This window comes from Ravibacter arvi (genome assembly GCF_039540405.1).
Classification (GTDB): domain Bacteria; phylum Bacteroidota; class Bacteroidia; order Cytophagales; family Spirosomataceae; genus Ravibacter; species Ravibacter arvi.
Map to the genome: position 1 here is coordinate 37,612 of NZ_BAABEY010000023.1, position 25,180 is coordinate 62,791.

General features: G+C 51.9%; 24 protein-coding genes. 11 read left to right on the plus strand and 13 right to left on the minus strand.

The window, feature by feature from the left end:
* Positions 1-102: 102 nt before the first annotated feature.
* Complete coding sequence (locus ABD852_RS12000) at positions 103-1,779, minus strand: C45 family autoproteolytic acyltransferase/hydrolase (protein ID WP_345029040.1); 1,677 nt, start codon at positions 1,777-1,779, stop codon at positions 103-105.
* A 210-nt stretch (positions 1,780-1,989) separates the two neighbouring features.
* Between ABD852_RS12000 and ABD852_RS12005 the strand changes: the two genes are divergently transcribed.
* The gene (locus ABD852_RS12005; protein ID WP_345029042.1) at positions 1,990-2,628 is read left to right on the plus strand and encodes a 4'-phosphopantetheinyl transferase family protein; all 639 of its coding nucleotides are present in this window, start codon (positions 1,990-1,992) and stop codon (positions 2,626-2,628) included.
* Positions 2,629-3,116: 488 nt separating this feature from the next.
* Here ABD852_RS12005 and ABD852_RS12010 read toward each other — a convergent pair whose 3' ends face one another.
* From ABD852_RS12010 to ABD852_RS12020, 3 genes are all read right to left on the minus strand, one after another.
* The gene (locus tag ABD852_RS12010) at positions 3,117-3,263 is read right to left on the minus strand and encodes a hypothetical protein (RefSeq protein WP_345029046.1); all 147 of its coding nucleotides are present in this window, start codon (positions 3,261-3,263) and stop codon (positions 3,117-3,119) included.
* 196 nt (positions 3,264-3,459) lie between these two features.
* Positions 3,460-3,639, minus strand: coding sequence for a hypothetical protein (locus ABD852_RS12015; protein WP_345029048.1), 180 nt, complete (start codon positions 3,637-3,639; stop codon positions 3,460-3,462).
* A complete protein-coding gene (locus tag ABD852_RS12020; RefSeq protein ID WP_345029049.1) occupies positions 3,633-3,779 on the minus strand; it encodes a hypothetical protein in 147 nt (48 codons plus the stop codon). The genes ABD852_RS12015 and ABD852_RS12020 overlap by 7 nt, the downstream gene beginning before the upstream one ends.
* Before the next feature lie 317 nt (positions 3,780-4,096).
* Here ABD852_RS12020 and ABD852_RS12025 point away from each other — a divergent pair, with 317 nt between their 5' ends.
* From ABD852_RS12025 to truB, 6 genes are all read left to right on the plus strand, one after another.
* Positions 4,097-5,356, plus strand: coding sequence for a YeiH family protein (locus ABD852_RS12025; RefSeq protein WP_345029050.1), 1,260 nt, complete (start codon positions 4,097-4,099; stop codon positions 5,354-5,356).
* 105 nt (positions 5,357-5,461) lie between these two features.
* Positions 5,462-7,369, plus strand: coding sequence for an ABC-F family ATP-binding cassette domain-containing protein (locus tag ABD852_RS12030; RefSeq protein ID WP_345029051.1), 1,908 nt, complete (start codon positions 5,462-5,464; stop codon positions 7,367-7,369).
* Between the two features lie 111 nt (positions 7,370-7,480).
* A complete protein-coding gene (locus ABD852_RS12035) occupies positions 7,481-8,356 on the plus strand; it encodes a cell division protein FtsX (protein ID WP_345029053.1) in 876 nt (291 codons plus the stop codon).
* 35 nt (positions 8,357-8,391) lie between these two features.
* Positions 8,392-8,604, plus strand: a complete 213-nt coding sequence (locus ABD852_RS12040) for a DUF3098 domain-containing protein (protein WP_345029055.1) — start codon at positions 8,392-8,394, stop codon at positions 8,602-8,604.
* Positions 8,601-9,386 carry an undecaprenyl-diphosphate phosphatase gene (locus ABD852_RS12045; protein WP_345029057.1) on the plus strand — a complete coding sequence of 262 codons (786 nt, stop codon included), beginning with the start codon at positions 8,601-8,603 and terminating at the stop codon, positions 9,384-9,386. The genes ABD852_RS12040 and ABD852_RS12045 overlap by 4 nt, the downstream gene beginning before the upstream one ends.
* Complete coding sequence (truB, locus tag ABD852_RS12050) at positions 9,379-10,107, plus strand: tRNA pseudouridine(55) synthase TruB (RefSeq protein WP_425568810.1); 729 nt, start codon at positions 9,379-9,381, stop codon at positions 10,105-10,107. The genes ABD852_RS12045 and truB overlap by 8 nt, the downstream gene beginning before the upstream one ends.
* A gap of 58 nt (positions 10,108-10,165) precedes the next feature.
* Here truB and ABD852_RS12055 read toward each other — a convergent pair whose 3' ends face one another.
* On the minus strand, positions 10,166-10,291 hold the full coding sequence (locus ABD852_RS12055; RefSeq protein ID WP_345029060.1) for a hypothetical protein: 126 nt from the start codon (positions 10,289-10,291) through the stop codon (positions 10,166-10,168).
* A gap of 9 nt (positions 10,292-10,300) precedes the next feature.
* On the opposite strand from ABD852_RS12055, the gene ABD852_RS12060 reads away from it, so the two are divergent.
* A complete protein-coding gene (locus ABD852_RS12060; RefSeq protein WP_345029062.1) occupies positions 10,301-11,230 on the plus strand; it encodes a bifunctional riboflavin kinase/FAD synthetase in 930 nt (309 codons plus the stop codon).
* Here ABD852_RS12060 and ABD852_RS12065 read toward each other — a convergent pair.
* On the minus strand, positions 11,227-11,781 hold the full coding sequence (locus ABD852_RS12065) for a dihydrofolate reductase family protein (protein ID WP_345029064.1): 555 nt from the start codon (positions 11,779-11,781) through the stop codon (positions 11,227-11,229). The two genes, ABD852_RS12060 and ABD852_RS12065, sit on opposite strands and share 4 nt — an antisense overlap.
* 142 nt (positions 11,782-11,923) lie before the next feature.
* Between ABD852_RS12065 and ABD852_RS12070 the strand changes: the two genes are divergently transcribed.
* The 3 genes from ABD852_RS12070 to ABD852_RS12080 all read left to right on the plus strand — a co-directional run bounded on the left by ABD852_RS12070 (position 11,924) and on the right by ABD852_RS12080 (position 15,117).
* Positions 11,924-12,373, plus strand: a complete 450-nt coding sequence (locus tag ABD852_RS12070; RefSeq protein WP_345029066.1) for a DMT family transporter — start codon at positions 11,924-11,926, stop codon at positions 12,371-12,373.
* A 152-nt stretch (positions 12,374-12,525) separates the two neighbouring features.
* Positions 12,526-14,121, plus strand: a complete 1,596-nt coding sequence (locus tag ABD852_RS12075) for a peptide chain release factor 3 (protein WP_345029068.1) — start codon at positions 12,526-12,528, stop codon at positions 14,119-14,121.
* A 66-nt stretch (positions 14,122-14,187) separates the two neighbouring features.
* Positions 14,188-15,117 carry an AraC family transcriptional regulator gene (locus tag ABD852_RS12080; protein ID WP_345029070.1) on the plus strand — a complete coding sequence of 310 codons (930 nt, stop codon included), beginning with the start codon at positions 14,188-14,190 and terminating at the stop codon, positions 15,115-15,117.
* A 4-nt stretch (positions 15,118-15,121) separates the two neighbouring features.
* Here ABD852_RS12080 and ABD852_RS12085 read toward each other — a convergent pair whose 3' ends face one another.
* From ABD852_RS12085 to ABD852_RS12115, 7 genes are all read right to left on the minus strand, one after another.
* Entirely contained in the window at positions 15,122-16,075 is a 954-nt protein-coding gene (locus tag ABD852_RS12085) for a C-terminal binding protein (protein WP_345029071.1), read from the minus strand.
* A gap of 6 nt (positions 16,076-16,081) precedes the next feature.
* Positions 16,082-17,101: a zinc-dependent alcohol dehydrogenase gene (locus tag ABD852_RS12090; RefSeq protein ID WP_345029072.1), complete on the minus strand. Its 1,020-nt coding sequence runs from the start codon at positions 17,099-17,101 to the stop codon at positions 16,082-16,084.
* A complete protein-coding gene (locus ABD852_RS12095; protein ID WP_345029073.1) occupies positions 17,098-17,727 on the minus strand; it encodes a cyclase family protein in 630 nt (209 codons plus the stop codon). Before ABD852_RS12095 ends, ABD852_RS12090 begins: the two co-directional genes overlap by 4 nt.
* A 12-nt stretch (positions 17,728-17,739) precedes the next feature.
* Entirely contained in the window at positions 17,740-18,486 is a 747-nt protein-coding gene (locus tag ABD852_RS12100; RefSeq protein ID WP_345029077.1) for an SDR family NAD(P)-dependent oxidoreductase, read from the minus strand.
* A gap of 9 nt (positions 18,487-18,495) precedes the next feature.
* A complete protein-coding gene (locus ABD852_RS12105; RefSeq protein WP_345029081.1) occupies positions 18,496-21,771 on the minus strand; it encodes a family 78 glycoside hydrolase catalytic domain in 3,276 nt (1,091 codons plus the stop codon).
* A 203-nt stretch (positions 21,772-21,974) separates the two neighbouring features.
* Positions 21,975-23,429: a Gfo/Idh/MocA family protein gene (locus tag ABD852_RS12110; protein ID WP_345029085.1), complete on the minus strand. Its 1,455-nt coding sequence runs from the start codon at positions 23,427-23,429 to the stop codon at positions 21,975-21,977.
* Between the two features lie 184 nt (positions 23,430-23,613).
* A complete protein-coding gene (locus tag ABD852_RS12115) occupies positions 23,614-25,152 on the minus strand; it encodes a carbohydrate-binding domain-containing protein (protein ID WP_345029088.1) in 1,539 nt (512 codons plus the stop codon).
* Positions 25,153-25,180: the final 28 nt, after the last annotated feature.

Consider the following 25,180-nt stretch of genomic DNA (forward strand, 5'->3'; position numbering starts at 1 on the left):
GGTAAAAGTTGAACGTTACGAAAGTAGGGGCGGAGCCGCTATGTGGTGTTACCCGAAAAGCATAAAGACATACCCGAAACGCATTATTTGCACCGGGAGGGTCTACTTTACTTCGGCAAGGGCGTCTTCCAGTTTCCTGGTGAGGGTTTTCCTGTCTTTCTCGGAAGGCAGTTCTTTGGTAAGCGCTTTCCTGAAATAGCCGGCGGCCTCAGGGTACTTTTTTTGTTGCCGGAAATAGGCGCCCAGCAGCTCATAAGGGGCATAGCTTTCCGGGTTGGCGGCAATGAAATCCGAAATTTCACGGTCCGACAGGACGAGGGGTTTTCCGGTCATCAGGTGACTGGTAATGCGGTTCCTGGTTTTCTTGAAAGATTCGAAGTGCTTGTACCCGGCGCTTACCAGAAAAGGATCGGCAGGCAGCAAGCCGGTAGAATCGGTGACGTAAGTGACTGGGGTAAATACTTTTCCAAGATCATAGGAAACAAACGCTCCCAATTGATACGGGTTTGCCGATACCCACATCTTCCGATGAGCCGGTTTGAACAATACGGCATGGTGGGCCAGCAGCTGGTTAATCGCTTTCGGGTTGCCGTATCCCAGGAATTTATCGTCCATTCCCAGCTGGTCCCTCAGAATGGAAGCACTCTTTCCGGGGGTGAGCGGCAGGTTGCGGTCGATCAGCTGACGCATCCTCCGGAAGCGGTATTCAGAATCGCTTTCCCGGATGTTCTCCAGGTTGGCGGGGTCTCTGGAAAGGGTAGGGCCCTGGTAGTGGTTGGAACAGACCGTAAGCGAGGCTTTCGAATCGTAAACATCCATTTTGGAAGGCGTTTTCTCGATCACAACCGCCTTCCCGTCTTCCGCCGAACCGATGAGTAGTGACTCGCTTACGAAAGTTTCTCTTTTTGCGGCGATGGCAATTGCTTCGCTAATATTGGCCGCATACTGCAGAATCTCCCTTGCAAGCAGTGAAATCGGTGTTTTTGCCTGGTAGGGAATATCTGATTTTGCGGCATTCAGGGTAACGGTAAGCCCTTTCTCGTTCATGCCGGAAACGACTCCGGTAAAGCCCGCCCAGGTGACAGAGGCCAATGCGTATCCTTTTTCCGGTTTAAGAAAAAGGACCAGCTTATTTTCTGCAAACCGGTCGCCCATGTTAAAGTCAAAATTCCTGCCGATCATGAGCGTGGAATCCGCCGATAGTTCGTGGTTGGCCGCGAAAGACGTACAGCCTACCATGTTCAGGTCGGTAAGAGCGTGGCCGATATCATGCGCCGCATGGTAATTAAGCACACGGTAGTAAGGTTCGCCGATGAAATTGAACTGGTCCGAAAATGACCGTGAAATTCCATAAATTTCCTGCAGGTTTTCGGGTTGGACGTATTGATCAATATCGCGGTTGAACCACCCGACGAAGTATTTCAGGCTTTTGAGCCAGATTTCACTGGGAATCATGTTCCGTATCTGCGCTACAAAAACTTCTTCCTGTTCGTTTACCAGTTCCCGGGCGAGTTTACCATAGATCAGCCCGCGCTCGAGCGGAGGACCTTCCAGGTACATTTCCCAAATGCCGAAGCGGTTTTTTCGCAGCCAGTTATTACCAATGCGGTAATGGTCCGGGCCTACTTTTTCGCGCGCTCCGACTTTCGGGAGCGGCCCGGTTTCCGGCGTTTCCAGTTTCGTTCGCAGGTGGAACCAGACCAGCAGCCCACCGCAGCATACGACCAATCCGGCTAACAACCGGAAGAGAATTTTTCTGCGCGATGACTTTACCTGCATGGTACTGCTTTACGAAATAATTCGGCGAATTTAACTCAGAACAAATAATTAAGCGCTGGTCGTTCAAAATTTCGACAGGTTTCGAGTCCGTACTCCGTTGTTTAATTCCTGGAGAACCGGTGCGGTTGGTGGAAAAGAAAGCAGGGCGGTCTGACCATATTTTATACTTTTGGAGGTCAATGCACATTTTATTTTCGGAACCGGGGACCTATGCCTCAGATTTTTTCAATAAAACCGACAGACGATTCATGGCTCGGGGTTTGGGAAATAACCGAACCCCTGGCGGCTTTGACCGCGGCGGTGGCGCTGACGGAGGCGGATCAATCTGCAATGACCGCTCGCAGGACCGTCCTGAAAAAGCAGCAGTTTGTTGCCGCCCGTGTCTTGCTTTCCGCGCTGACGGGCGAAAGGCCGGTTATCCGGTACACAGTGGAAGGCCGGCCGGTCCCGGCCGGTAATTCCGGTGCCGTTTCTATCTCTCATTCCGGCCGGTTTGTAGCGGTAGCCTATTCAAAGGGCGAAAGTATCGGGGTAGATATCGAGTGCATGCCGCGGCATGCACTGCAAAAAAAACGGGACTTTTTTCTGAACGAAACCGAACTCGGGGAATTCGGGTCGGCGGCCGGTCTGCACGGCCTGCATCTGGCATGGTCGGCTAAAGAAGCGGCTTATAAATTTGCCGGGAACCCGGTTGCGGATTTCAGGAACGAAATTCGCGTGCATCCTTTCCCGGTAAAGGACACAGGGGAAATCACAGCGGAAATCACGGCGGCGGGTATTGTACGCGCTGTTGGCCTGCAATATTGGGTGACTGCGGATTTCGTCCTGGTGGTGACGAAATCCAGGTAAGCGGTTTCTGCTGGAGGGTCATCCCGACCGCAGCGGAGGGATCTCCCGGTCCCTGCACCCAATCCCTTTCAGAGGACTTTTTTTAGCAACAGGAGATCCTTCAGTTCCACTGCGTTCCATTCAGGATGACCATCCGGCAGATGCGCTACCATTGACAACAACAGGTTTGGCGCCGCTCCGACCGGAGGGTCATCCCGACCGCAGCGGAGGGATCTCCCGGTCCTTGTACCCAATCCCTTTCAGAGGACTTTTTTTAGCAACAGGAGATCCTTCAGTTCCACTGCGTTCCATTCAGGATGACCGTCCGGCAGATGCGCTACCATTGACAACAACAGGTTTGGCGCCGCACCAACCGGAGGGTCATCCCGACCGCAGCGGAGGGATCTCCCGCTCCCTGAACCAATCCCTTTCAGAGGACTTTTTTCATAGCAACAGGAGATCCTTCAGTTCCACTGCGTTCCATTCAGGATGACCATCCGGCAGATGCGCTAGCATTGACAACAACAGGTTTGGCGCCGCACCAACCGGAGGGTCATCCCGACCGCAGTGGAGGGATCTCTCGGTCCCTGCACCCAATCCCTTTCAGAGGACTTTTTTATAGCAACAGGAGATCCTTCAGTTCCACTGCGTTCCATTCAGGATGACCGTCCGGCAGATGCGCTAGCATTGACAACAACAGGTTTGGCGCCGCTCCGACCGGAGGGTCATCCCGACCGCAGTGGAGGGATCTCCCGCTCCTTGTACCCAATCCCTTTCAGAGGACTTTTTTTAGCAACAGGAGATCCTTCAATTCCACTGCGTTCCATTCAGGATGACCGTCCGGCAGATGCGCTACCATTGACAACAACAGGTTTGGCGCCGCTCCGACCGGAGGGTCATCCCGACCGCAGTGGAGGGATCTCCCGCTCCCTGTACCCAATCCCTTTCAGAGGGCTTTTTTCCTGCAACAGGAGATCCTTCGACTCCGCTGCGCTCCGCTTCAGGATGACCGTCCGGCAGATGCGCTACCATTGACAACAAGAGGTTTGGCGCCGCACCAACCGGAGGGTCATCCCGACCGCAGTGGAGGGATCTCCCGCTCCCAGTACCCAATCCCTTTCGGAGGGCTTTTTTCTTGCAACAGGAGATCCTTCAGTTCCACTGCGTTCCATTCAGGATGACCGTCCGACCGGATGACCATCCGGCAGATGCCCTCCGGTTGGTACCGACTGGCACCCGCTGGCATTGATTAAAAGAACAGCTACAGGTTTTCAGCAACGATATTTGCGGATTTTTTAAATCAAACCGCCACTTTGCTCCATGCTATTCCGGCAACAAACTCTTCATTCAAGAGTTAACCCTATGCGAAGTTGAATTTTTTTGATTGCCGTTTGGTAAAAATTTTAAATTTGCCGCAGTGTGCCCGCCAGTCAACGATGTTTGACGTCATTGCGGATTTCGTTTAACTCCTATTGATTTTCTTTCCATCATGACTAAAAAAGCTTCTATAAAACTGACAGAAGATTGGACCTCCCTTATCCTTGGTTTCCTGATTATTTTCCTTTTCCTGGGCGGTGCCAAGGTGGCTGCTCCCGTCTACAAGTGGGCTTCCCTGGCCGACCTGACGACCGAAGTCCTTTCTTCTGCCAACCTGTTTAAGATTTTTATCCAGTTTTTGCTTGTGTATGGTATTACCCTCCTGGGCTATTTCCTAAAGGGGGAAGCGGTCGGCCCGGCGCTGAAGGGGTTCCCCATCATTTATGTGCTGACTGTAATTGCGCTCGTCATCGCCGGAAGCGCGGCTGTAAACAGCCTTAACCTGGAAGCGGTTATCATCAGTCTCTCGCTGGGGTTACTGATCCGGAATTTTATGGCGGTACCCGAATGGTTGAAAAGCGCACTTTCAACCGAGCTTTTCGTCAAAATAGGGCTAATTCTGCTTGGTACGGGAGTTATTTTCTCGGACGTCCTGAAAGCAGGCAGCCTCGGGTTGATTCAATCCCTGGTCGTTGTTTTCTCGGTGTGGTATTTTGCTTTCTGGGTGTGCAAAAAACTCAAGGTGGATGAAGACATGGCACTGATGATCTCCAGCGCTGTTTCAATCTGTGGCGTGTCTGCTGCGATTGCGACTTCGGGCGCCATAGAAGGCGATTCCAAAAAGTTGTCTTACGTCATTTCCATGGTTTTGATTACGGCCATCCCGATGATGATCTTTATGCCCATGATCGCCAATTACCTCGAACTGCCGCAGCAGGTAACCGGCGCCTGGTTAGGCGGAAGTATTGACACCAGCGGAGCTGTCGTGGCATCCGGAAGCCTGGTCGGAGAGGAGGCTTTGAAAATCAGTACGATCGTTAAATTTTCCCAAAATGTTCTGCTTGGCCTGGCCGCATTCGCCATCAGTATTTACTGGACTTACTCCAAATCTGCGCGCTCCGGTAACGGCCATGTTGAAAAGCCGACCCTCGGCGTGATCTGGGAGCGTTTCCCGAAATTTGTGCTCGGCTTCCTGGCAGCCTCCCTCATTTTCTCTTTTTTGCTGAGCGAAGAAACCATTTCAAGCGTCAAAGGAGGAATCAAAAGCGTACAGGGTCTCTGGTTTGCGCTTGCTTTCACGAGTATAGGCCTTGAAACACGCTTTTCGGAACTTTTCAGCCAGAACAACAAGAAACCCCTTTACGCATTTCTCACCGCTCAGTTTTTCAATGTACTGATCACACTCGTCATTGCTTATCTGTTGTTTGGGTAGGTATGAGGGGTGAGGTATGAGGTATGAGGACTCATGTTCCCCCCTCACACCTCATACCTCACCCCTCATACCTAACAACTCAGAAATTCGCTGTAAATTCGCGGCATGATTGCTATCACTAATTTAAGTTATTTCCTGGGCGACCGTCCGCTGTACGAAGAAGCTTCGCTGCACATCAAGCCCAAAATGAAAATTGGCCTTATCGGTCTCAATGGAACGGGTAAATCAACATTACTGCGCATAATCAACGGCGAATACCAGTCTGATGGCGGAACGATCTCCAAATCGGGCGACTGTACGATCGGCTTCCTGAACCAGGACCTGCTGTCCTATCAGACCGATGATTCGATCCTGTCGGTCGCTATGCAGGCGTTTGAAAGACAGAACGTACTGCAGCGCCAGATTGACAAGATTCTCCACGAGATGGAGGTCAATTACTACGATGAACTGATTGACAAGCTGGCCAAGGTACAGGAAGAGTTTGAAGCGCTGGACGGGTATTCCATCCAGTCAAAGGCGGAATCCATCCTTGAGGGGCTTGGCTTTTCGACCGACGATCTTCAGAAGCCCCTGCGCGAGTTCTCCGGAGGCTGGAGGATGCGGGTAATGCTTGCCAAACTCCTCCTGCAAAAGCCTTCATTGCTGATGCTCGATGAGCCTACCAACCACCTTGACCTTCCCTCTATCCAATGGGTAGAAAAATATATTCAAAGTTATGAGGGAGCGGTTATCGTAGTTTCTCACGATCGCGAATTCCTCGACAACGTGGTAGACAATATCGTGGAGGTATCGGGCGCGAAGCTCAATCATTATTCCGGGAATTATTCTTTTTACCTGGAGGAAAAAGCGCTCAGGAACGAGATCCAGCGCGGGGCCTTCGAAAACCAGCAGGCCAAGATCCGTCAGACCGAAAGGTTTATCGAGCGTTTTAAAGCGAAAGCTACGAAGTCGAGACAGGTGCAGAGCCGGGTTAAATCACTGGCCAGGATGGAAATGGTGGAGGAAGTGCTGGACGAAAATACGAAGGTTCATTTCCGTTTCCAGTTTACGACACAGCCCGGTCGGCATATCCTGCACCTTGACAATGTCTCAAAAGCTTACGGCGACAAGGTAATCCTGAACAACAGCACGATTTCCATAGAGCGGGGTGATAAAATTGCCCTGATCGGTGCAAACGGAAAAGGGAAATCCACTGCGCTGCGCATTGTTGCGGGAACCGAGGACGTGGACGGAAACCGGAGGCTCGGGCATAACGTGGAGTTTACGTTTTACGCCCAGCACCAGTTAGAGTCGCTCAATCTAGATCACAACCTCATTGAGGAGCTGAAATATGCCAATCCCACCAAAACAGAAGCTTCGCTCCGGACGGTCCTGGGCTGTTTCCTGTTTTCCGGTGACGAGGTTTTCAAGAAGATCAGGGTGCTGTCCGGGGGAGAGAAATCCCGCGTGGCATTGGCAAAGGTATTGCTTTCCCAGGCTAATTTCCTGCTGCTCGATGAGCCTACCAACCACCTTGACATGCAATCGGTCAACATTCTGATCCAGGCGCTTCAGCAGTACGAGGGCAGCTATATCGTGGTGTCTCACGACCGGTATTTCGTGGAGTCGATCGCAAATAAAATCTGGTTCATCGAGGAGCAGCAGATCAAGGAATACCCCGGAACTTACGAAGAATACTGCATCTGGATGGAAGACCGCGCTCAGAACCCCGCGGCAGAGGCTTTAGTTAAAAAAATAGCCGACGTGAAGCCGGAGCCCAAGCCCCGCCAGGACGACGAAAGCAAGGCGCGGCGAAACCAGCTGAAGAAGCAGGTCGCCGAGCTGGAAGAGGAGATTACGCGCCTTGAAAAACAAAAGATGGATTGGGAAGCGAAGCTGGCTTTGCCAGAAGTGTATGGCGATGCAGCCCGGCTTTCGGAGGCCAACAAAGAGTATGGCCTGACCCGGCAACGCCTGGAGAAGGCGACAGAAGATTGGGAATCGGCGGTGGAAGAGGCGGAAACACTGGGTTAAGCCGCTCCGGAGCGTAACCGTTAAATTAAGTTAAGTAGGCGGAAAGCGCCTTGATATAATGTATTAATACTTACTTTTGCGACAGTACGTCTTGAAAAGGAGCGTTTCAGAATGGCTAAAAAGAAAAAAATAGGGAGTTATCCGAACACCATGATCGTCGTAAGCCTTACGGCGGCCCTGTTTCTGATCGGGTTTTGCGGCCTGCTGGTAATCCAGTCGCGGAAATTGGTTTCGCTGATCAAGCAGAATCTGCAGGTGACGGTGTTTGTGGAAAAGGATCTTCCGGTCGCGGGACGGAACGCACTTTATAAAGAAATCGCTGACAAACCGTTCGTGCTGAAAGGAATTGATTCGTCAGTCGTTTTTGTTTCGAAAGAGCAGGCCGCCAAGGAGTTTATCGAAGGTACAAAAGAGGATTTCACCACGCTGCTTGGTGAAAACCCGCTTCTCGATAGCTACCGGGTGAAAATTGACGAAGAGTATTTCAATGAAGAAAAGCTGAAGGCGATACAAGGACAGATTGAACGGATGAAAGGCGTTCACGAGGTGGTTTATCACCAGGATCTCGCCGATCAGATTAATCGGAATATTGCCAAAATCTATATGGTTCTTGCGGCCTTTGCCATCATCATGCTGGTGATTATTGTGCTGCTGATCAACAATACCATAAAGCTGGCGATTTATTCACAGCGGTTCCTGATTCGAAGCATGCAATTGGTAGGTGCAACCGACGCCTTTATTCAAAAACCGTTTTTAGTACACGGGGCCCTGCAGGGAGCCATCGGCGGTATTATTGCCAGTGTTTTCCTGGTGATTTTGCAGCAGGGAGCCGTAAGGAACATTGAAGGGCTGATCGCCCTGCAGGAATATTCAAAGCTGGGAATTCTCCTGGTCGGAGTGATTCTCCTGGGAATCCTCGTGGGGCTGGTGTGTACCTTTCAGTCACTCTCCCGGTATCTCCGGATCAGCCTCGACGAGCTTTACTAGCAGACTACGTTTAAGCGATAAATTTACTTACCAATATGTCAGATAAAAAAACGTTTCCATTCGGGCCGGCCAATTACAAGCTTTTGCTGATCGGTATCGTCATTATTTTAGCCGGTTTTTTCATTATCAGCCTTGACGGAGAGGAATTCGGTTTCGGCGCATTGGGGCTTACTGTAGGTCCGCTTGTCGTAATCGCAGGTTTTGTTTTCCAGTTTCTGGCGATCTTCAAGAAACCGGTTGATAAATGAGTTTTTGGGAAGCGTTCGTGTTGGCAGTGGTAGAAGGGCTTACTGAGTTTTTACCTGTTTCTTCCACCGGTCATATGATTATCGTCTCCTCCTTCATGGGGATCGGACATGATGAATTCGTAAAAATGTTCACGGTAAATATCCAGTTCGGCGCCATTCTTTCGGTGGTGGTGCTGTATTGGAAGCGGTTTGTGAAGGACATCGATCTGAATTTTTACCTGAAACTTTTCATTGCATTTATCCCGGCTGCGGTTTTCGGCTTTTTGCTGAACGACCTGATAGATTCGATGCTGGAGAACGTCTATGTAGTTGCCATTACCCTGTTACTCGGCGGTATCGTGCTTGTCTTTATCGACAAGTGGATCAACGCACCGGTCGGGGAAAAAAATATGAGTTTTGCGCAGGCTTTCAAAATAGGATTGTTTCAGTGCATTGCCATGATCCCCGGGGTATCCAGGTCAGCCGCGACGATTATCGGCGGTATGGCACAGGGATTCTCCCGCAAGCAGGCGGCGGAATTTTCATTTTTCCTGGCGGTGCCTACCATGGCGGCCGCCGGAGGCTATAAGCTGTTGAAAACCTATGACAGTATCGGGGCAGAAGATGTGAAGGTGCTGTTGTTTGGAAATGCCGTTGCTTTTGTGGTGGCTATGATCGCCATTAAATTTTTTATCGGTTTTCTTACCCGGTACGGTTTTAAAGTTTTTGGTTATTACCGCATAGCCCTGGGCTTGCTCCTGCTCGCCCTGATGGCGTCGGGCTATAAACTGGATATTGTCTGAAGTGGCTGAGGAGCGTATAAAAAAACAAGCAGAGCCGGTTCCTGATCCCGGTGAAGTCATCCTGATCGACAAGCCCGTTACCTGGACTTCTTTCGACGTTGCCAATAAGTTGAAGCGGGCCTGCAAATTCAGTAAAATAGGTCACGCCGGTACGCTCGATCCTTTGGCAACCGGATTGCTTATTCTTTGTACCGGTAAGAAAACCAAGGAGATAGATACCTACCAGGCGCAGGAAAAAACGTATACGGGCACGCTTGTGCTTGGCAAGACGACTCCTTCGGTAGACCTGGAAACGGAGTTCGACGGTACCTATCCCGTTGATCACATACCCGGAACAGACCGGATCGAAAAAGCGGCCATTGCTTTGACGGGAGAGCTCGACCAGAAACCGCCGGTCTACTCTGCGGTGAGAATGGGCGGTGAAAGGCTGTACAAAAAAGCGCGCCGGGGTGAAGAAGTGGAGGTCAAAACCAGGAAGGTCACCGTCCGCTCATTTGAAACTGATACCGCAGATTTTCCCGAAGTTCATTTTAAGATAGTCTGCTCCAAAGGAACTTACATCAGGAGCCTGGTTCGGGATTTTGGCGAGCTTTTAGATAGCGGCGCCTATCTGAAAGCGCTTCGTCGGACCCGGATTGGTGATTTTGATGTAAAAGATGCCTGGGAGCTCGAAACCTTTATCAGGCAGAAAAGAGAAGTGCTGGGATTGGCGAATGAATGAAAGGGGAGGTCGGAAATCGGAAATCGGAAATCAGAAATCGGAAATCAGAAATCGGAAATCAGAAATGGGTTACCAGCAGTCGGGAACCGGAAATAAGGAAGCCCGTTACCGGGATAAAAATCCAGCGAAGCGCCTCACGCGAGCAATGCCTGCCGATCTCCGACCTCCGATTTCCGACTTCCATTCAACACCAATGAAAGTATACCATCGAATAGAGGATTTTACCCCGCTCGGAAATGCCGTTGTTACCAGTGGCATGTTCGACGGCGTGCACCTGGGGCACAGGAAAATAATCGCCCGTCTCCTTGAGGTGAGTCGTTCCAGCGGGGGGGAAAGTGTAGTGATTACTTTTTGGCCGCATCCGCGTACGGTCGTCAGTGACGACTGCAGTGATCTTAAATTGCTGTCCACTCTCGAGGAGAAGACCGCCTTGTTCGAATTGCTGGGCGTACAGCATTTGCTGGTGCTGCCGTTCACCCGCGCATTTTCCGAGTTATCGTCTGACGAATTTATTCGCAGCATTCTCGTAAAGGGAATAGGTACCAAGAAACTGGTGATTGGCTATGATCACCGGTTCGGTAAAAACCGCGAGGGAAGTTTTGCATTTTTGAAAGAGCATTGCGGTGAATACGGTTTTGAGGTGGAGGAAATCGCCAGCGAGGATATCGATAACCTGGCGGTTAGCTCGTCACGAATCCGAAAGGCGCTATTTTCGGGTGATGTGGAGGAGGCCAATCACTTGCTGGGTTATGACTACGCGCTCTCAGGGACTGTCGTTAAAGGGGACCAGATAGGCCGTACCCTCGGTTATCCTACGGCAAACCTGCTGGTTGAAGCCGCTTACAAGCTTGTACCTTTGGATGGCGTTTATGCGATACGGGCTGAGTATAACCATACGGTATACCAGGGAATGCTGAGCATAGGCCTGCGACCCACCGTGGATGGTAAGCACCGGACGATTGAGGCCAATCTTTTTGATTTCAATAAGGAAATTTACGGAGAACCGCTGACCATCCGCTTTTGTAAATACCTAAGGCCGGAGGAAAAATTTGACAGCCTGGACGCCTTGACCCAGGCCATCCGGAAAGACAAGGAAGATACCCTTCGCTTTTTTGCCGGCTAGTTTTCGCCGGCTTCCGGTTGATCTTCCTTTCTAACGTCGTACCATAGCTGAACCAGCCCGGAGGGGTAGGTGATACTGCGTTTCAATGTTATTTTCTGCTCGGAGAAGCCCGCTTTAAAGAGAGGTATTCCGTCGCCCAGCAGGTGCGGAATGATACTGACAATAATACGGTCGATCAGTTGATGCCGGAGGAGTTCAAAAATGATTTCGGCGCCTCCGTCGCAGTAAATGTTCTTGCCTGCTTCGCTTTTCAGCTGCCTGACCAGCTCAATGACGTCGGGGTGATAGGTGACATGCTCGGTTTCTCCCGTGCGTGAGCGGGAAATTACGTACACTTTGCGCCCGGTATGCAGAAACTCGCCGTCAAAGGTCATCACCTTGTCGTAGGTGCGCCGCCCCCAGATGACCGTATCAATTTGTTGAGTGAAGTCCGCATAGCCGTAGTCTTCATTTTCCATTTCCACCTGGGAAAGGAAATCTATATTGTCATCCTTTGTGGCAATATAGCCGTCAAGGCTCATCGCAATGTAGAGTTGAACGTCTCTGCTCATTTGAAAATCGTTAAGAAGTCAGGTTGAATAAATTTGCCGGAGATCACATATCGGCACGCCTGTTCTCCAGGTAAACCGCACATAACTTTCGGGACTGCATTATATGTGCTAATTTGAAGCCTTGTTTTTCCGGGCGATAAAGATGGATAAAATAATTTGGATTTTCGTTGTCCTGCTCACTGGTATGTTTTTGCCGGTACAGGTAGGCCTGAATACGCGTCTTGGTAAACTGGGCGGAAGCCCGGCCTACGCTTCGCTGATCTCGTTCGTGGTTGGCTGCGCGGCATTGCTCGGGTACGTGCTGCTGAGCCGTCAATCCTTCACCTGGCAAGCTATGCGGGACGCGCCGTTGTACGTATGGATGGGGGGAATTATAGGGGCGGTGTATGTCACCGTTACTATTTTTGCATTTCCCAGGCTGGGGCCCGGGCTTACCTTCGGGCTGATCGTTGCCGGGCAAATGATCTCGTCTGTTTGGCTGGAACACCAGAATGTGCTGGTGGCGCACCCGAGCCCGGTCAATTGGATGAAAGGCCTGGGCGTTTTACTGATCATCTGCGGTGTACTGCTGATCCGCAGGAGTGGTCAATAAGCGAAAAAATGAAGGACGTACGCCCCTGCAACGCTTCATAAACAGGGGGTTTTTGCCAATATCTCCTATACTTTTCGTAGTTTTGCGGCCTGTTTGAAATAGCAGGTCCCGGCCTTACCCAGGAAAAAATCAGGATTGTCACTACCGTATTTATGTCGATTGCTCAGGAAATAAAGAAGCGCCGTACGTTTGCCATTATCAGCCACCCGGATGCCGGGAAAACCACACTTACAGAGAAACTGCTGCTTTTTGGCGGCGCTATCCAGACGGCCGGGGCGGTAAAGTCGAATAAAATCAAGAAAACCGCGACTTCCGACTTTATGGAAATCGAAAAGCAGCGGGGTATATCCGTTGCAACCTCGGTCATGACCTTCGAATACAAGGACCTCCTGATTAACATCCTCGATACACCCGGTCACAAAGACTTCGCGGAAGATACCTACCGCACACTTACCGCAGTGGATAGTGTAATTCTTGTCATTGACTGCGTAAAAGGGGTGGAAGAGCAGACCGAGCGACTGATGGAGGTATGCCGCATGCGGAATACGCCCGTAATTATCTTTATTAACAAACTGGACCGGGAAGGGCAATACCCGTTCGATCTCCTCGATGAGCTGGAGGAAAAGCTGAATATCAGGGTACGACCGCTTACCTGGCCGATCAATATGGGAAGCGCCTTTCAGGGCGTGTATAGCCTTTACGAGCAAAAGCTGTACTTTTTTAAAATCAATAAGACCAAAGTTGAAGAAGATGTAGTCGAAATTGGTCTCGAAGATGAAGGTCTGCCCAAGCTGCTGGGAGAAAGGGACGCGAAGCAGATTCGTGAGGATGTGGAACTGATAGAAGGCGTTTATGACACTTTTTCGGAAACACCGTACCAGGAAGGCCGGTTAGCGCCCGTTTTCTTTGGCAGTGCGATCAATAACTTCGGGGTGAAAGAGCTGCTGGATACTTTTTGCGAGATTTCGCCGACGCCGCAGCCCCGGCCTACCACGGTGCGGGAGGTAGCGCCTGACGAGCCGAAATTCAGCGGTTTCGTGTTCAAAATACACGCAAACCTCGATCCGCGCCACCGCGACCGGATCGCTTTTCTCCGCGTATGTTCCGGAAAGTTTGAAAGAGGAAAGTTTTTCCATCACGTGCGGCTCGATAAAAATGTGCGTTTTTCCAGTCCCTTTACTTTTATGGCATCCGCAAAAAACGTGCTGGATGAGGGTTTCCCGGGCGATGTGATCGGCTTGTACGATACGGGCACTTTTAAGATCGGCGACACGCTTACGGAAGGAGAGAACTTTATGTTTTCCGGGATCCCGAGTTTCTCGCCTGAAATTTTCAAGGAGTTGATCAACCTGGACCCCATGAAGTCCAAACAGCTTGAAAAAGGTATCCAGCAGCTTACCGATGAAGGGGTGGCCCAGTTGTTCACGCTCGAATTGGGTAACCGCAAGATAGTCGGAACGGTCGGCGAGCTTCAATTCGACGTAATCCAGTACCGGCTCGAACATGAATACTGCGCCAAATGCCGCTGGGTCCATATGAATATTTCAAAAGCGTGCTGGATAACCTCTGCAGACCAGGCAAAACTTGCGGAGTTTATACGGCTTAAAGGAAACCAGATCGGTTATGACAAGGATGGAAACCCCGTTTTTCTCGCCGAATCTGAATGGATGATCCGGATGAATAAGGAAAATAATCCCGCCGTGCAGTTCCATTTTACCTCCGAATTCAAGACCGAAGGAGTAGAGTAGGACGTTTGCATTATAACCCGAATAAACTTAACTTGCCTGGGTTGGTGGTCATTAAGTTTTTTCGGGATGGATCCATTGTTGCTCAGGGTCAATCAGCCTGATACCCTGTCGTTTAGTGTTAACCAGTTCAATTACCTGCATAGCTTTCCCGGGCTATGGCACTATCACCCTGAATTTGAGCTTACCCTGATCCTCAAAGGAGCCGGTACCAGGTTTGTGGGGGATCATGTAGAGTCTTTTGAAGCCGGAGATCTTGTACTGATCGGGAAGAACCTGGCCCACACCTGGCGCAGCGACACAGCACCCGACGGCTTGCCGGGCGGACCGGCTGAAGCCCTTGTGACTCACTTTCGCGAGGAATTTCTCGGCAGTGCTTTTTTCGACATCCCGGAGATGCTGGCCGTCAGGGGTTTGCTTAACCGCTCGGCCAGAGGACTGAAAGTCACCGGAGCCGTCCGCGCGCGCCTGACTGCCGAACTCAAACTACTGCAGGATTTCAGCGGGGCGGCGAAATTACTCAAACTCCTGCATCTGCTTGTTTTGCTTTCTGAATCCGACGAGCTGACCACGCTCGCCAGCGAAGGCTTTTGCCAGGGAACGTCCGACTCGGACAGCGACCGTATTAACAAGGTCTACGCCTACATTATGAACAATTTTCAGCAACAGATCCGGCTGGCCGATGTTGCTGAAATGGCCCATATGAGCCCGACTGCTTTTTCCCGCTATTTTACACAACGCACCAGGAAGCCTTTTTCACAATTCCTGATCGAAAAAAAAGTGGGCTATGCCTGCCGGTTGCTGATGAGCGCCCGTTTTAGTATTCTCCAAATTTGCTATGAATGCGGTTTTCAGAATGTTTCGAGCTTCAACAAACAATTCAAGAAAATCACCGGGGTTACGCCCAGGCAATACCAGCTTACCTATAAGCCCTTCGGCGGACAGCCGCTTGACCGAAGCCGGGAGGACGACCGTGTACAGGTATGTAGTGAAGGTTAACCCTTCATGCAATCCGGTTTTTCAGGGGTGCCCCGCCCAATATCCGTGCGACTTCTTCGGCCGCCAGTTTTTGTAATAACGGAATGCTCCGTTCGCTGTACCAGGCCGTGTGCGAGGTGAGAATGGTGTTGGGTGCCGATCGCAGAGGATGATCCGTTTCCAGGGGCTCTTTTTCAAATACATCCAACCCTGCCCCGCCGACTTCACCGGCAATGAGCGCTGCCGCCAGCTCATTCGTATTGATCAGCCCCCCGCGGGATGTATTTACCAGGATAGCTGAGGCTTTCACTTGCGCGATCGTTTCACGACGAATACAATGGCGGGTTTCGTCCGTAAGCGGGAGGTGAAGCGACAAAATGTCTGAGTGGGCCAATGCTTCTTCAAATGAAAGCTTCTTTACCTGCAATTGCTCCATCGTCGCCTGGTCTACATACGGGTCCGATGCGGCCACCACAAATCCCAGCGCTTTTGCCTTCCGGATGACCGAGACGGCGATTCTTCCCAGCCCGAGTACGGTAAACATCGTTTCGGAAACCGGTTTTACCGGGCCGGGCGGAATGATCTTCCAGGTATTTTCCCGTAGCCGCCCGTCTGTAGAAAGCAAACGGCGTTGGAGGGCCAGCGCCAGGGCCAGGGTGTGGGTAGCGACTTCTTCAATGCAGTAATCGGGCACGTTCGCTACCGGAATGCCGTGATCACGTGCCGCATTGAGGTCGATATTGTCGACTCCGATCCCGTAGCGTACGATTACCTGGCAGCGGGTAAGTTTTTCGATTACTTTCCGGGTTACGGGCGCCCACTGGACCAACAGTGCGTCTGCATTTCCGGCGACGGCAATGACCTCGTCTTCCGTCGTGCATTTCGCTTCAACCAGGCGGTATCCGGCGCCTTCCAGAACAGCCTTTTCATGGTCGATATCAGAAAAACCATGATCGGTAATGACAACCGTTTTTTGCATCGGTTTCTAGGGATAAGTAATTACAGATTTGATGTGCCCGTTTTTTGATTCCAGCATTTCCCGGAATGCCCTCACTCCCTCGCTATGGGGGTAATAGTGTACCCAGGAGCTGACATCTATGCGGCCGGTAGCCAGGAGGGCAACCGCCTGGGATATCTCGGCGTCTGTTGCCGCGTAAGTCCCGGTAACATGTTTTTCCGGGAGAATGATGTCGTAACTGAGCAGGGACCTGCTGTTTTCATAGAGGCCGATCAGGACTGCGGTGCCACCGGGCCTGGTGGCTTCGAGCGTCTGCCGGTTGGTAGTGGAAGTACCTACGGCGTCAATCACAACATCCATCCCCTGGTATCCGGTGAGCTGGCTGACCGCTTGGACGAGGTCGGTTTCCGAGGGGTTTATGGTGGCTGCCGCGCCGTTTTTCCGAGCTATGGCGAGACGTTCCGGTTTCAGGTCTGCAACCGTTACACTTGCGCCGGTCATTTGCTGAAATGCCTGCTGTGCAAGCAGGCCAATAGCTCCCGCGCCGATTACCAGAACGTTTTCAGGCGCAATATGCCGGGTCAGGTTGACCATATGAACCCCGTTTGCCAGCGGTTCGGTGAGGCAGGCCTGTTCCGGTGTCAGCTGGTCGGGCATGGGTACAAGGCAACGCGCCGGCACGTTGACGTACGCTGCAAATGCCCCGGGCCGGTGCATACCGAAAATCTGGCGGTTGGCACACAGGTTGGAGCGTCCCTGCCGGCAGGCCGTACAGATGCCGCAGGATACCACCGAATTGCTGACTACCCTTGCCCCGGGAGAAAAGCCGCTGACATCCGCCCCGGTTTCCGCCACCACGCCGCAAAATTCATGACCCATCACTAGCGGTGGGGTACGGCGGTTACTGTGGCTTTTAAAAGTTTCGATTTCGCTGCTGCAGATGCCGCATGCGGACACTTTGACCAATACTTCTTCAGGAGCTGCCACCGGTAAGGGCAGGTCGGCCATCACGAGCTGGTCGTGGGCAGGATAATAAAGTGCTTTCATCCGGGAATCTGGGCCACGGCGCGGATGGGTGATCCGTCGCGGCCTTTAAGGAGAAGGGGAAACCCCATGAAGGTGAATTGATCCGGGACCTGATCCAGGTTGGCCAGGCTTTCTACAATGACGATTTCTTTCCCGAGCAGGATGTGGTGAACTTCGTACCAGTCGTTTCCAGGGGTAGGGGTGTCCATACCGAGCATCCGAATGCCTCTCCCGGCGAGATAGCGCGCCGCATCCTGGGTAAGCGACGGGAACTGTTCAAAGAAGATATCCTGGCCGAACCGGCGATGCCAGCCGGTTTCGTAAATGATTTTGGCTTCAGGAACCAGGAGATGCTCATAGGGCCTGAAGTCTTCCGGCCCTATTTCTTCGCCTGCTTCCTTGGGGATACGAAGCACATGAGCCGGTCCGTAAAACCATTCGAGCGGCATTTGGTCAATTGTCTTCCCGTCGTCCAGGAAATGATACATGGCGTCGAGGTGCGTGCCCTGGTGGCTTCCGATCACAATCTGGGTAATGTTGTATTTCAGCGTACGGGTTGTGCCGTGCGGAACAATACTCAGCTTCGGGTCTGACGGAAACGTCTGCTGACCGTGAATCAGCGGATGAGATAAATCAACGAGTTTCATGGTGTGTTGCGGTTATTTGGCGAGGTATCCCCCGTCTACAAGCAGGTCGCTTCCTGTTATAAACGAGGCGTCATCACTAGCAAGAAAAGCGGCGGCGGCAGCCACTTCCTCCGGTTTGCCCTGCCGATTAAGGAGATGCATGGCCGCAGCTCGCCGATTTTCTTCTTCAATATCGAGACCCAGTTTTTCGCATGAATTGATAAAAGCCCGGGTGTAAATGTATCCGGGACAGAGGGTGTTTACGCGTATTCCAAACGGCGCAAGATCCTGTGCCCAGCATTTCGTTAAGCCCCTGATGGCAAACTTGGTGGCGTTGTAGGTGGCAAAATTGGCCTGCCCCACAAATCCGCTGACGGATGAGAAATTGACGATACTCCCGCCCTTGTTTTTTTTCATTTGCGGTACCACAAACCTGGCCATGAACGAGGTGCCGGCGATGTTTACGGCGTTGATTTTATGCCAGTCGGCTTCGTCGGCATCAATGCCCTTGAATACGAAACAGGCAGCTGTATTGATGAGTATATGGGCCGGGCCCAATGTGTCTTCAACCATCGCGCAGGCGTTTTTTACTTCCTCTTCCTTACTGATGTCTACCCGGATAAAACGGGCGCCCAATGCGGAGGCCATTCCGGATTCGTCATCCCGGAGGTCAAAAAGCGCGAGCTTACACCCCTCTTCGGCCAGCCGGAGCGCCGTGGCATAGCCCAGGTCGCCCAGCCCGCCGGTCACAATCGCTATTTTGTCTTTAAGCCCGCGCATCTGTTTGTTCTAAAGTGCAACTGAAAAATGATATTGTCCGGACGGCACCAGCAGACGGATTTCTTTTTCGCCGGCCGCCTTCTGTTGAATCCTCGGGACTGATTTCACGTCTTTCCCGCTTTCGAGCACCGCTTTTCCTGCAGGAAGTACTACAGTGGCCCTGGTATTGGCCGGAATGTCTACGTCAAGTAAAAAGGAGCCGTTTTCTTTTTTCCAGGATACGTCAATTTTCCCGGCTATGGAATGGTAGGCGCCTTTCGCCCAGGTCAGGCTTCCGCCGGGGCGGGGGTGAATCGTAAAGGTTTTATAGCCGGCTTCATCCGGGTTGATACCCAGGATACTGCGGTACATCCATTCGCCGACCGCGCCGATGGCATAGTGATTGAAAGAATTCATACCCGGGTTCTGAAAGCCGCGCCCCTTGACGTAGCCGTCCCAGCGTTCCCAGATGGTGGTGGCGCCCTGGTCTACAGAGTACAGCCACGAGGGAAAACGGTGGCTTTCAATGAGCTGATAGGCAAGGTCGGAATAGCCGAATGCGGTGAGCTGGTTCATTAACCGGATCGTGGTCTGTATACCTGTCGAGATCCGGTTATCGTAAGGTTTTAAAGCTTCCACCATTTTTTGCGCTGATTTTTCTTTTAGCGCATCGGGAATCAGGTCGAAGTCGAGTGCTATAGCGTACCCGGCCTGCGTATTCCCGGTAACGGCGCCGTCTGCCGCGACAAAAGATTTGATAAACGCTTCTTTTATGCCTGCCGCGAGCGAGTCATAATAGGCTGTTTCGTCCTTTTTATCGAGCAGGCGGGCTACTTTGGCTACTATACTGGTGGAGTAGGCGAAAAAGGCGGTGGAATACACGTCGTCGGGTACTTTTCCGCCCTCTTTCGGATAGTCGTCGGCTATAATGGTGTTGCCGTTCAACCAGTCGCCGTACATATTGCCGCGTGCTTTTCTCCAGACCAGGTCCGGGTTTTGGGAACGGATGCTTTCTACAAAGGCTTTCATGGCCGGGTACTGACGGGCGAGTACGGTGGTGTCGCCGTAGTTCTGGTACATGCGCCAGGGGGTAATAACGCCGGCGTCGCCCCAGCCCGGAGAGTTGTAGAAGTTTCCCCAGACGCCTACCTGAGGCGCATAATCTGGAAACCGTCCGTCAGGAGTTTGCGAATCGCGGATGTCACGCGTCCATTTGGTAAAGAACGCCCCCATATCCAGGTTGTAGATAGCGGTTTGTGAAAACACCTGCGCGTCCCCCATCCAGCCGGCACGTTCGTCCCGCTGGGGACAATCCGTCGGTACGGAATGCATATTGCCTCTTTGTGTCCAGAGAATGTTTTGCCAAAGCTTGGTTAATCCGTGGTTGGAGCATTCAAAGTGACCCGTAACGGGAGAGGCCGATGCGACGACTTTCCCGGTTATTTCATCCGGGTGCAGCTCGCGGGTTAATCCCGAAATCTCCACGAAACGGAAGCCGTGGTAGGTAAAACGGGGCTCATAGGTAATGCTTGTTTCTTTTCCCGGAATGTATTGGTCAATCTGTTTGGCTGCCCGGAGGTTGGTAGTGTACAATTCCCCGGCGTCGTCGAGCACCTCCCCGTGCCGGAGCGTGATGGGGCCGCCCGGGTTGTAAGGCAGCGACAGCGCCACCCAACCGGCAACGATCTGGCCGAGATCGACGATGTAGGTCCCTTTTTTGCCGGCAGTAATGGCAACCGGTTTTATTTCCTGGACGACCTTTATGGGCTCGTTAATCTGGGCGCTCAGCTGGACGGTGATGGAGGGGTCGGTTGTAACGTTCCGCCAGTTCTGATCGTCAAAAGAGGCTTCGGACCATCCGTTTTGTTCAAGCCGGGCGTCATAAGTTTCGCCGTTGAAGATCGATGCGTTCTGAACCGGTCCGTTCTCCCATATTTTCCAGGAGCCGTCGGAGGCGATAATGGCTTTGCTGCCATCGTCGAACCGGATATGAAGCTGGCCGAGAAAACGACGATCGAACCCGTAAGGGCCCCGGTCAGGGTGTGCGAAAATGGCGCCTGCATACCACCCGTCCGCAAGCATGGCGCCGATCGCATTCTGGCCTTGCTTCAGGTAACCGGTCACATCATACGACTGGTATTGTACCCTTTTGTGGTAATCGGTCCATTCCGGGGCCAATACCTGGTCGCCCACTTTCCGGCCGTTCAGGTAGACTTCGTAGATACCGAGCGCAGAGGTATGAAGTGTTGCCGAAGTGATTTTTTTATCTACGGCAAAAGTCTTGCGGAGCAAAGGCGACGGGGGAATCGGGATACTATAGGCGGTATAGTTTTTACTTGGAGTCAGGAAGCCGTCCGTTAACCGGGCGGGCAGCCAGTTGTCGTAACTGAAAGGACGTAACAGAAGGTAGGTGTCAGAAGCCGAAGTTTTTTTGTGAAGCGCCACATTTTGTTTTTCGGGCGTCAGAGCCTGCAGCTCGGCGAGGGAGAATGCGTAACGTGCGGAATCAGCCGGTGCAAGCCTGGAAACGCTTACCCGGATATACCGGGCTTTAACCGGGTCGAAGGTTTTTACATAGGGTTTTAAATCCTGCTTGACAAAGTCCGCCGCAGATTCGTCTGCAATTTTGCGGGCATTGGTGAAATTTTCGGTAGAGGATGCCTCTACTGCAAAACGCACGGGGAAAAGATGAACCGCGGGTTTCGAACCGCTTTCTGTAGGAAAGAGCCTGATCTCTGAAATATTTTCTTCCTTTCCGAGATCTACCATTACCCACTTGTTGTCATCGGCACCGGCAGAAAACTCAGACTGGAACCCGCTACTGCGGTTGTATCTTTTTTCGTAAGGGACATTTTCGGGGGCGGCCCCTATCCACTGGGCTTGCCAGTCTTCCCGGTTGAACAAGCCGGTGGAAAGCGATGCCACCGGGCTCCAATCGCTTTCGTTGTTGTCGTGATCCCATACTTTTACTTTCCAGAAATATTTGTTGCCGGAAGAAAGCGGCTCGCCCGCACATGCGATCATGCCGGACCGGTCGGTTTTGGTCTTTCCGGAATCCCATACGTCCGCTTTGTCTTCGGAAAGTGCGGTAGAATCACTGGCGACGAGGATCCGGTAGGCTGATTGAGACTGGTCTTTTGCTGCCGAAGAAAGCTCCCAGCTAAACCGGGGGTGGGGCATATCCAACCCCGAGGGGTTGGACAGGTATTCGGTCCTGAGATTGACAGGTACGATAGACGCCGGGCGCTTGCTGCACGAAATGGTCGTCAGTATCAGAAGAAGAAACGTGTAGCGCAATCGTATCATGTGGCGGTTCATTTTACCTTGAAAGGACACAGAGAATCAGGTATACTGCAAACTTACGCCTGATGAGAAAGGGATACTTGTGATTTTTTAGCAAGATATGATTCTTTTATAGCACTATTTTTCTATGGGCGGCTGCGGTAAAAAAACGCCTGCCCCGGAATCTCTCCCGGGGCAGGCGTTTTGCTTTGTATTGAAATCCGCAATTAAAGCGTAAGGTTCCAGCCGTCGCGGTATTCGCGGTTTACATATTGGTTGGCCAGGTCCCAGTTGGTGATTTTGCCTTGCGCGGCATCCCAGAGCAGCTTTTTGCGGCCGTTGTATTTCTCAACGGTACGCTTACCCTGCGGGTTATCGCGGAGCATCCAGGTACGGAGCGCAACGTTCCCGATCAGGATACTTTCGGTAAATGGTCCCGCGTACTCAAAAGGAGAACTGGTTTCAGCGTTTCCATACCCTGCCAGACAGGCGTCTACCCAGTTCAGGTAGTGGTCTTCGTTCGGAACACGTTTGATCGTTTCCGGGATGTTTACAAATTCGTTGTCTTTTAACGGAAGCAGGCGTGGACGAGCACCGTAGCAGTCGGCCAGCAGCTTTCCTTTGGAACCGATAAACATAACCCCACCGTCGGAGTTGCCGAACTCTTCTCCTTCTTTCAGCTCTTCAGGAAGCTCGGGAAGGATACCGCCGTCATACCAGCTTACTTTCAGATCGCCGGCTCCGTCTTTTCTTGGGTATACGAGGTGAATATTGGTCGAGAATGGTGTCCATGCCGGCGCATTGTCTTCAGGACGCAGCGTCATGGTCCAGTTGCCGGCCACGCTTGCCTCAACTGACTTGGGGTAGTCGATCGGTAGGATACGGAATACGGGGTCCATGATGTGGCAAGCCATGTCGCCGAGTGCACCGGTACCGTATGGCCACCAGCCCCTCCAGTTCCAGGGCAGGTAAGCTTCGTTATAAGCTACTTTCGGAGCAGGGCCCAGCCATAGATCAAAGTCAAGCTCCTTGGGGATTTTGAAAGTCTTGTCGGTTGGAACTGCCTGCGGCCATACCGGGCGGTTGGTCCAGCAATACACTTTGTCCACATGACCGATAATTCCTGAATCATAAATTTCTTTCATGCGGCGTACGCCGTTCCCGGAGCCGCCCTGGTTTCCCATTTGGGTAACTACCTTGTATTTTTTTGCCGCCTGTGTAAGGATACGGGCTTCGTTGATACTATGGGTAAGCGGTTTCTGGGTATACACGTGTTTGCCCAGCTGCATGGCAGAAAGCGTGGCAATGGCATGCGTATGGTCAGGAGTGGAGATAGAACATGCATCAATGTTGTTCTTCTCCTTGTTCAGCATTTCACGGAAGTCTTTATAGTACTTCGCATTGGGGAAATTTTTGCGTGAATCAACCGCCTGGCGGTCATCAACGTCGCAAAGGGCAACAATGTTTACCCGCGGGCTTTTCGCAAAAGAGGAAAGGTCGCTTTTTCCTTTTCCACCCACACCGATGCCGGCGATGTTCAGCTTGTCGGAAGGGGCGATATAACCTTTACCAAGCACGTGTCTCGGTACGATAAAAAAAGCAGATGCCGCCAATGATGACGCCTTAATAAAATCCCTGCGGGAAGGAGAACCGTTTTTTGTTGTTTTTTTTGAATCTTCCATGTAAACTTTACTGCTTAACGTGATGATCGGCTGGATTGAAAAAAGAAAAATTCACCAATTATATAGTAATACTACAAGAACAAAGCGAAGGGCTACTCGATTATAACCGAATAGCCCCCTAAATCTACCCAAACATCACAGAAAAATATCGAGAGAAAGAAACAAACGGTATTTTTTGATTTGGCTAACGACCGCCGGGGCCAGTATTGCCGCCTGCCGTGGTCACCATAGCGGTAGTGGTAAAGGTGGCCGGCGACCTGTTGCCCGGCTCGTAGGAACCTGACAGGTAGAGTCCGCCAAAGGCATCGGCGCCACTGACAGATCCCCCGGTATACACCTGGTAGGTTAGATTTCCTTCCAGTTTCGGGCTGGAAAACAGCAGCGTCTGGTAAGCAGCGGGAGCCAGGAAAGTGAGCGCTTCGGCCCCTTTATCGGAGAGTATTGAAAGGAGCTGTCCGGCAGCTCCCCCGCCCAATACTACCGATCGCTGAGTGCTTACCGAGGCTGTCGGCACGCTGGTACTGCCGCCAATCCCCACTACGATCCCGCCGGTGATTTTGAAAGTACTCCGGTCGCAGTCAACGCCGGCTTCGGGGTTGGCTGCCCCGACCGCTACCACGGTTCCGCCGGTAACGGTCAGCGGACCGTTGCTGTCAATGCCGTCATTGCCGCTGCTCCTGGCAAAAATATTACCGCCATTGATATAGAGGAAAGTGCCGGCATTTATGGCGTCGTCGGTTGACTCTATTTCAATGGTACCACCGTTGACGGTAAGCACACTTTTACTCTCAATACCTTCGTCTTTCGACTGGATTTTTATATGTCCCCCGTTGAGAGTCAGGTAGGGGTCAATTTTCGTATCTGTGTCGTAGGAAGCCGTGATGGCCTTCCCGGTGGAACTGATTGAAATGCTACCGTCATTGATGATAATGTGTCCTTTTTCGCATTGTATCCCGTCGTCGGTAGCGGTAATCTTCAGTGTTCCGCCGTCGATCACCACAGCGTCATTTGCGTGTATACCGTCCTTCAGCGCCTCGCTTACCGTAATGGAGGCGCCGGCTACATACACGTAATCGTCACTCACAATGGCATGCTTACCGAGGCTTTTGACGGCAAGCGCTCCTGTACCGTTGAGTACGAGCGGCCCTTCACTGAAGAGGGTACCTTTTCCGTCTTCGGTTTTGTCATAAGCGTTTCCGTCTGCAAGTGTGTTGGTTGTGCCCGGCATCATGATCACAAAGGCTGTCGAATCCGATTGTAAGTTGAGAGCGCTTCCGACGGGATTGGTAATGTTGACGTTGTTCAGGGTGACTTTAAAAGCCTTGTCGCTGGTAATTTTCAAAGACCCGGCGGCGGTAGTCCCGCTCAATTCGTATTCCACTTCTCCCGCCGTCGATCTGATCGCCACGTTCCCGCCCGACACTGTGAATTCGATCCCGGCGCCGTTTTCCGGTTGGGTAATGGAAACGACCGGCCCGTAGTGAATCGTCACCTTCCTGGAAAAGGTTCGGGTTTCGATACGGTCATTGGGATTTATGCCGGTGCCGGTATTTCCCTCCGGCGCCTTGGAAGCTGTCACTGCCGGTTCAATGGTAGCGCCCGCGATTTCTGCGTCGTCCGGGAGCAGGGTATCGTTGTTTTTACAGGAAAGGAGTAAAGCCAGCATCAGTGATAACAGGACAGAGGAGGAATTCCTGAATTCTGGCATATGGGGGTGCTTCATTTGCATTAAATTTGGGTGAGTGCTTGTA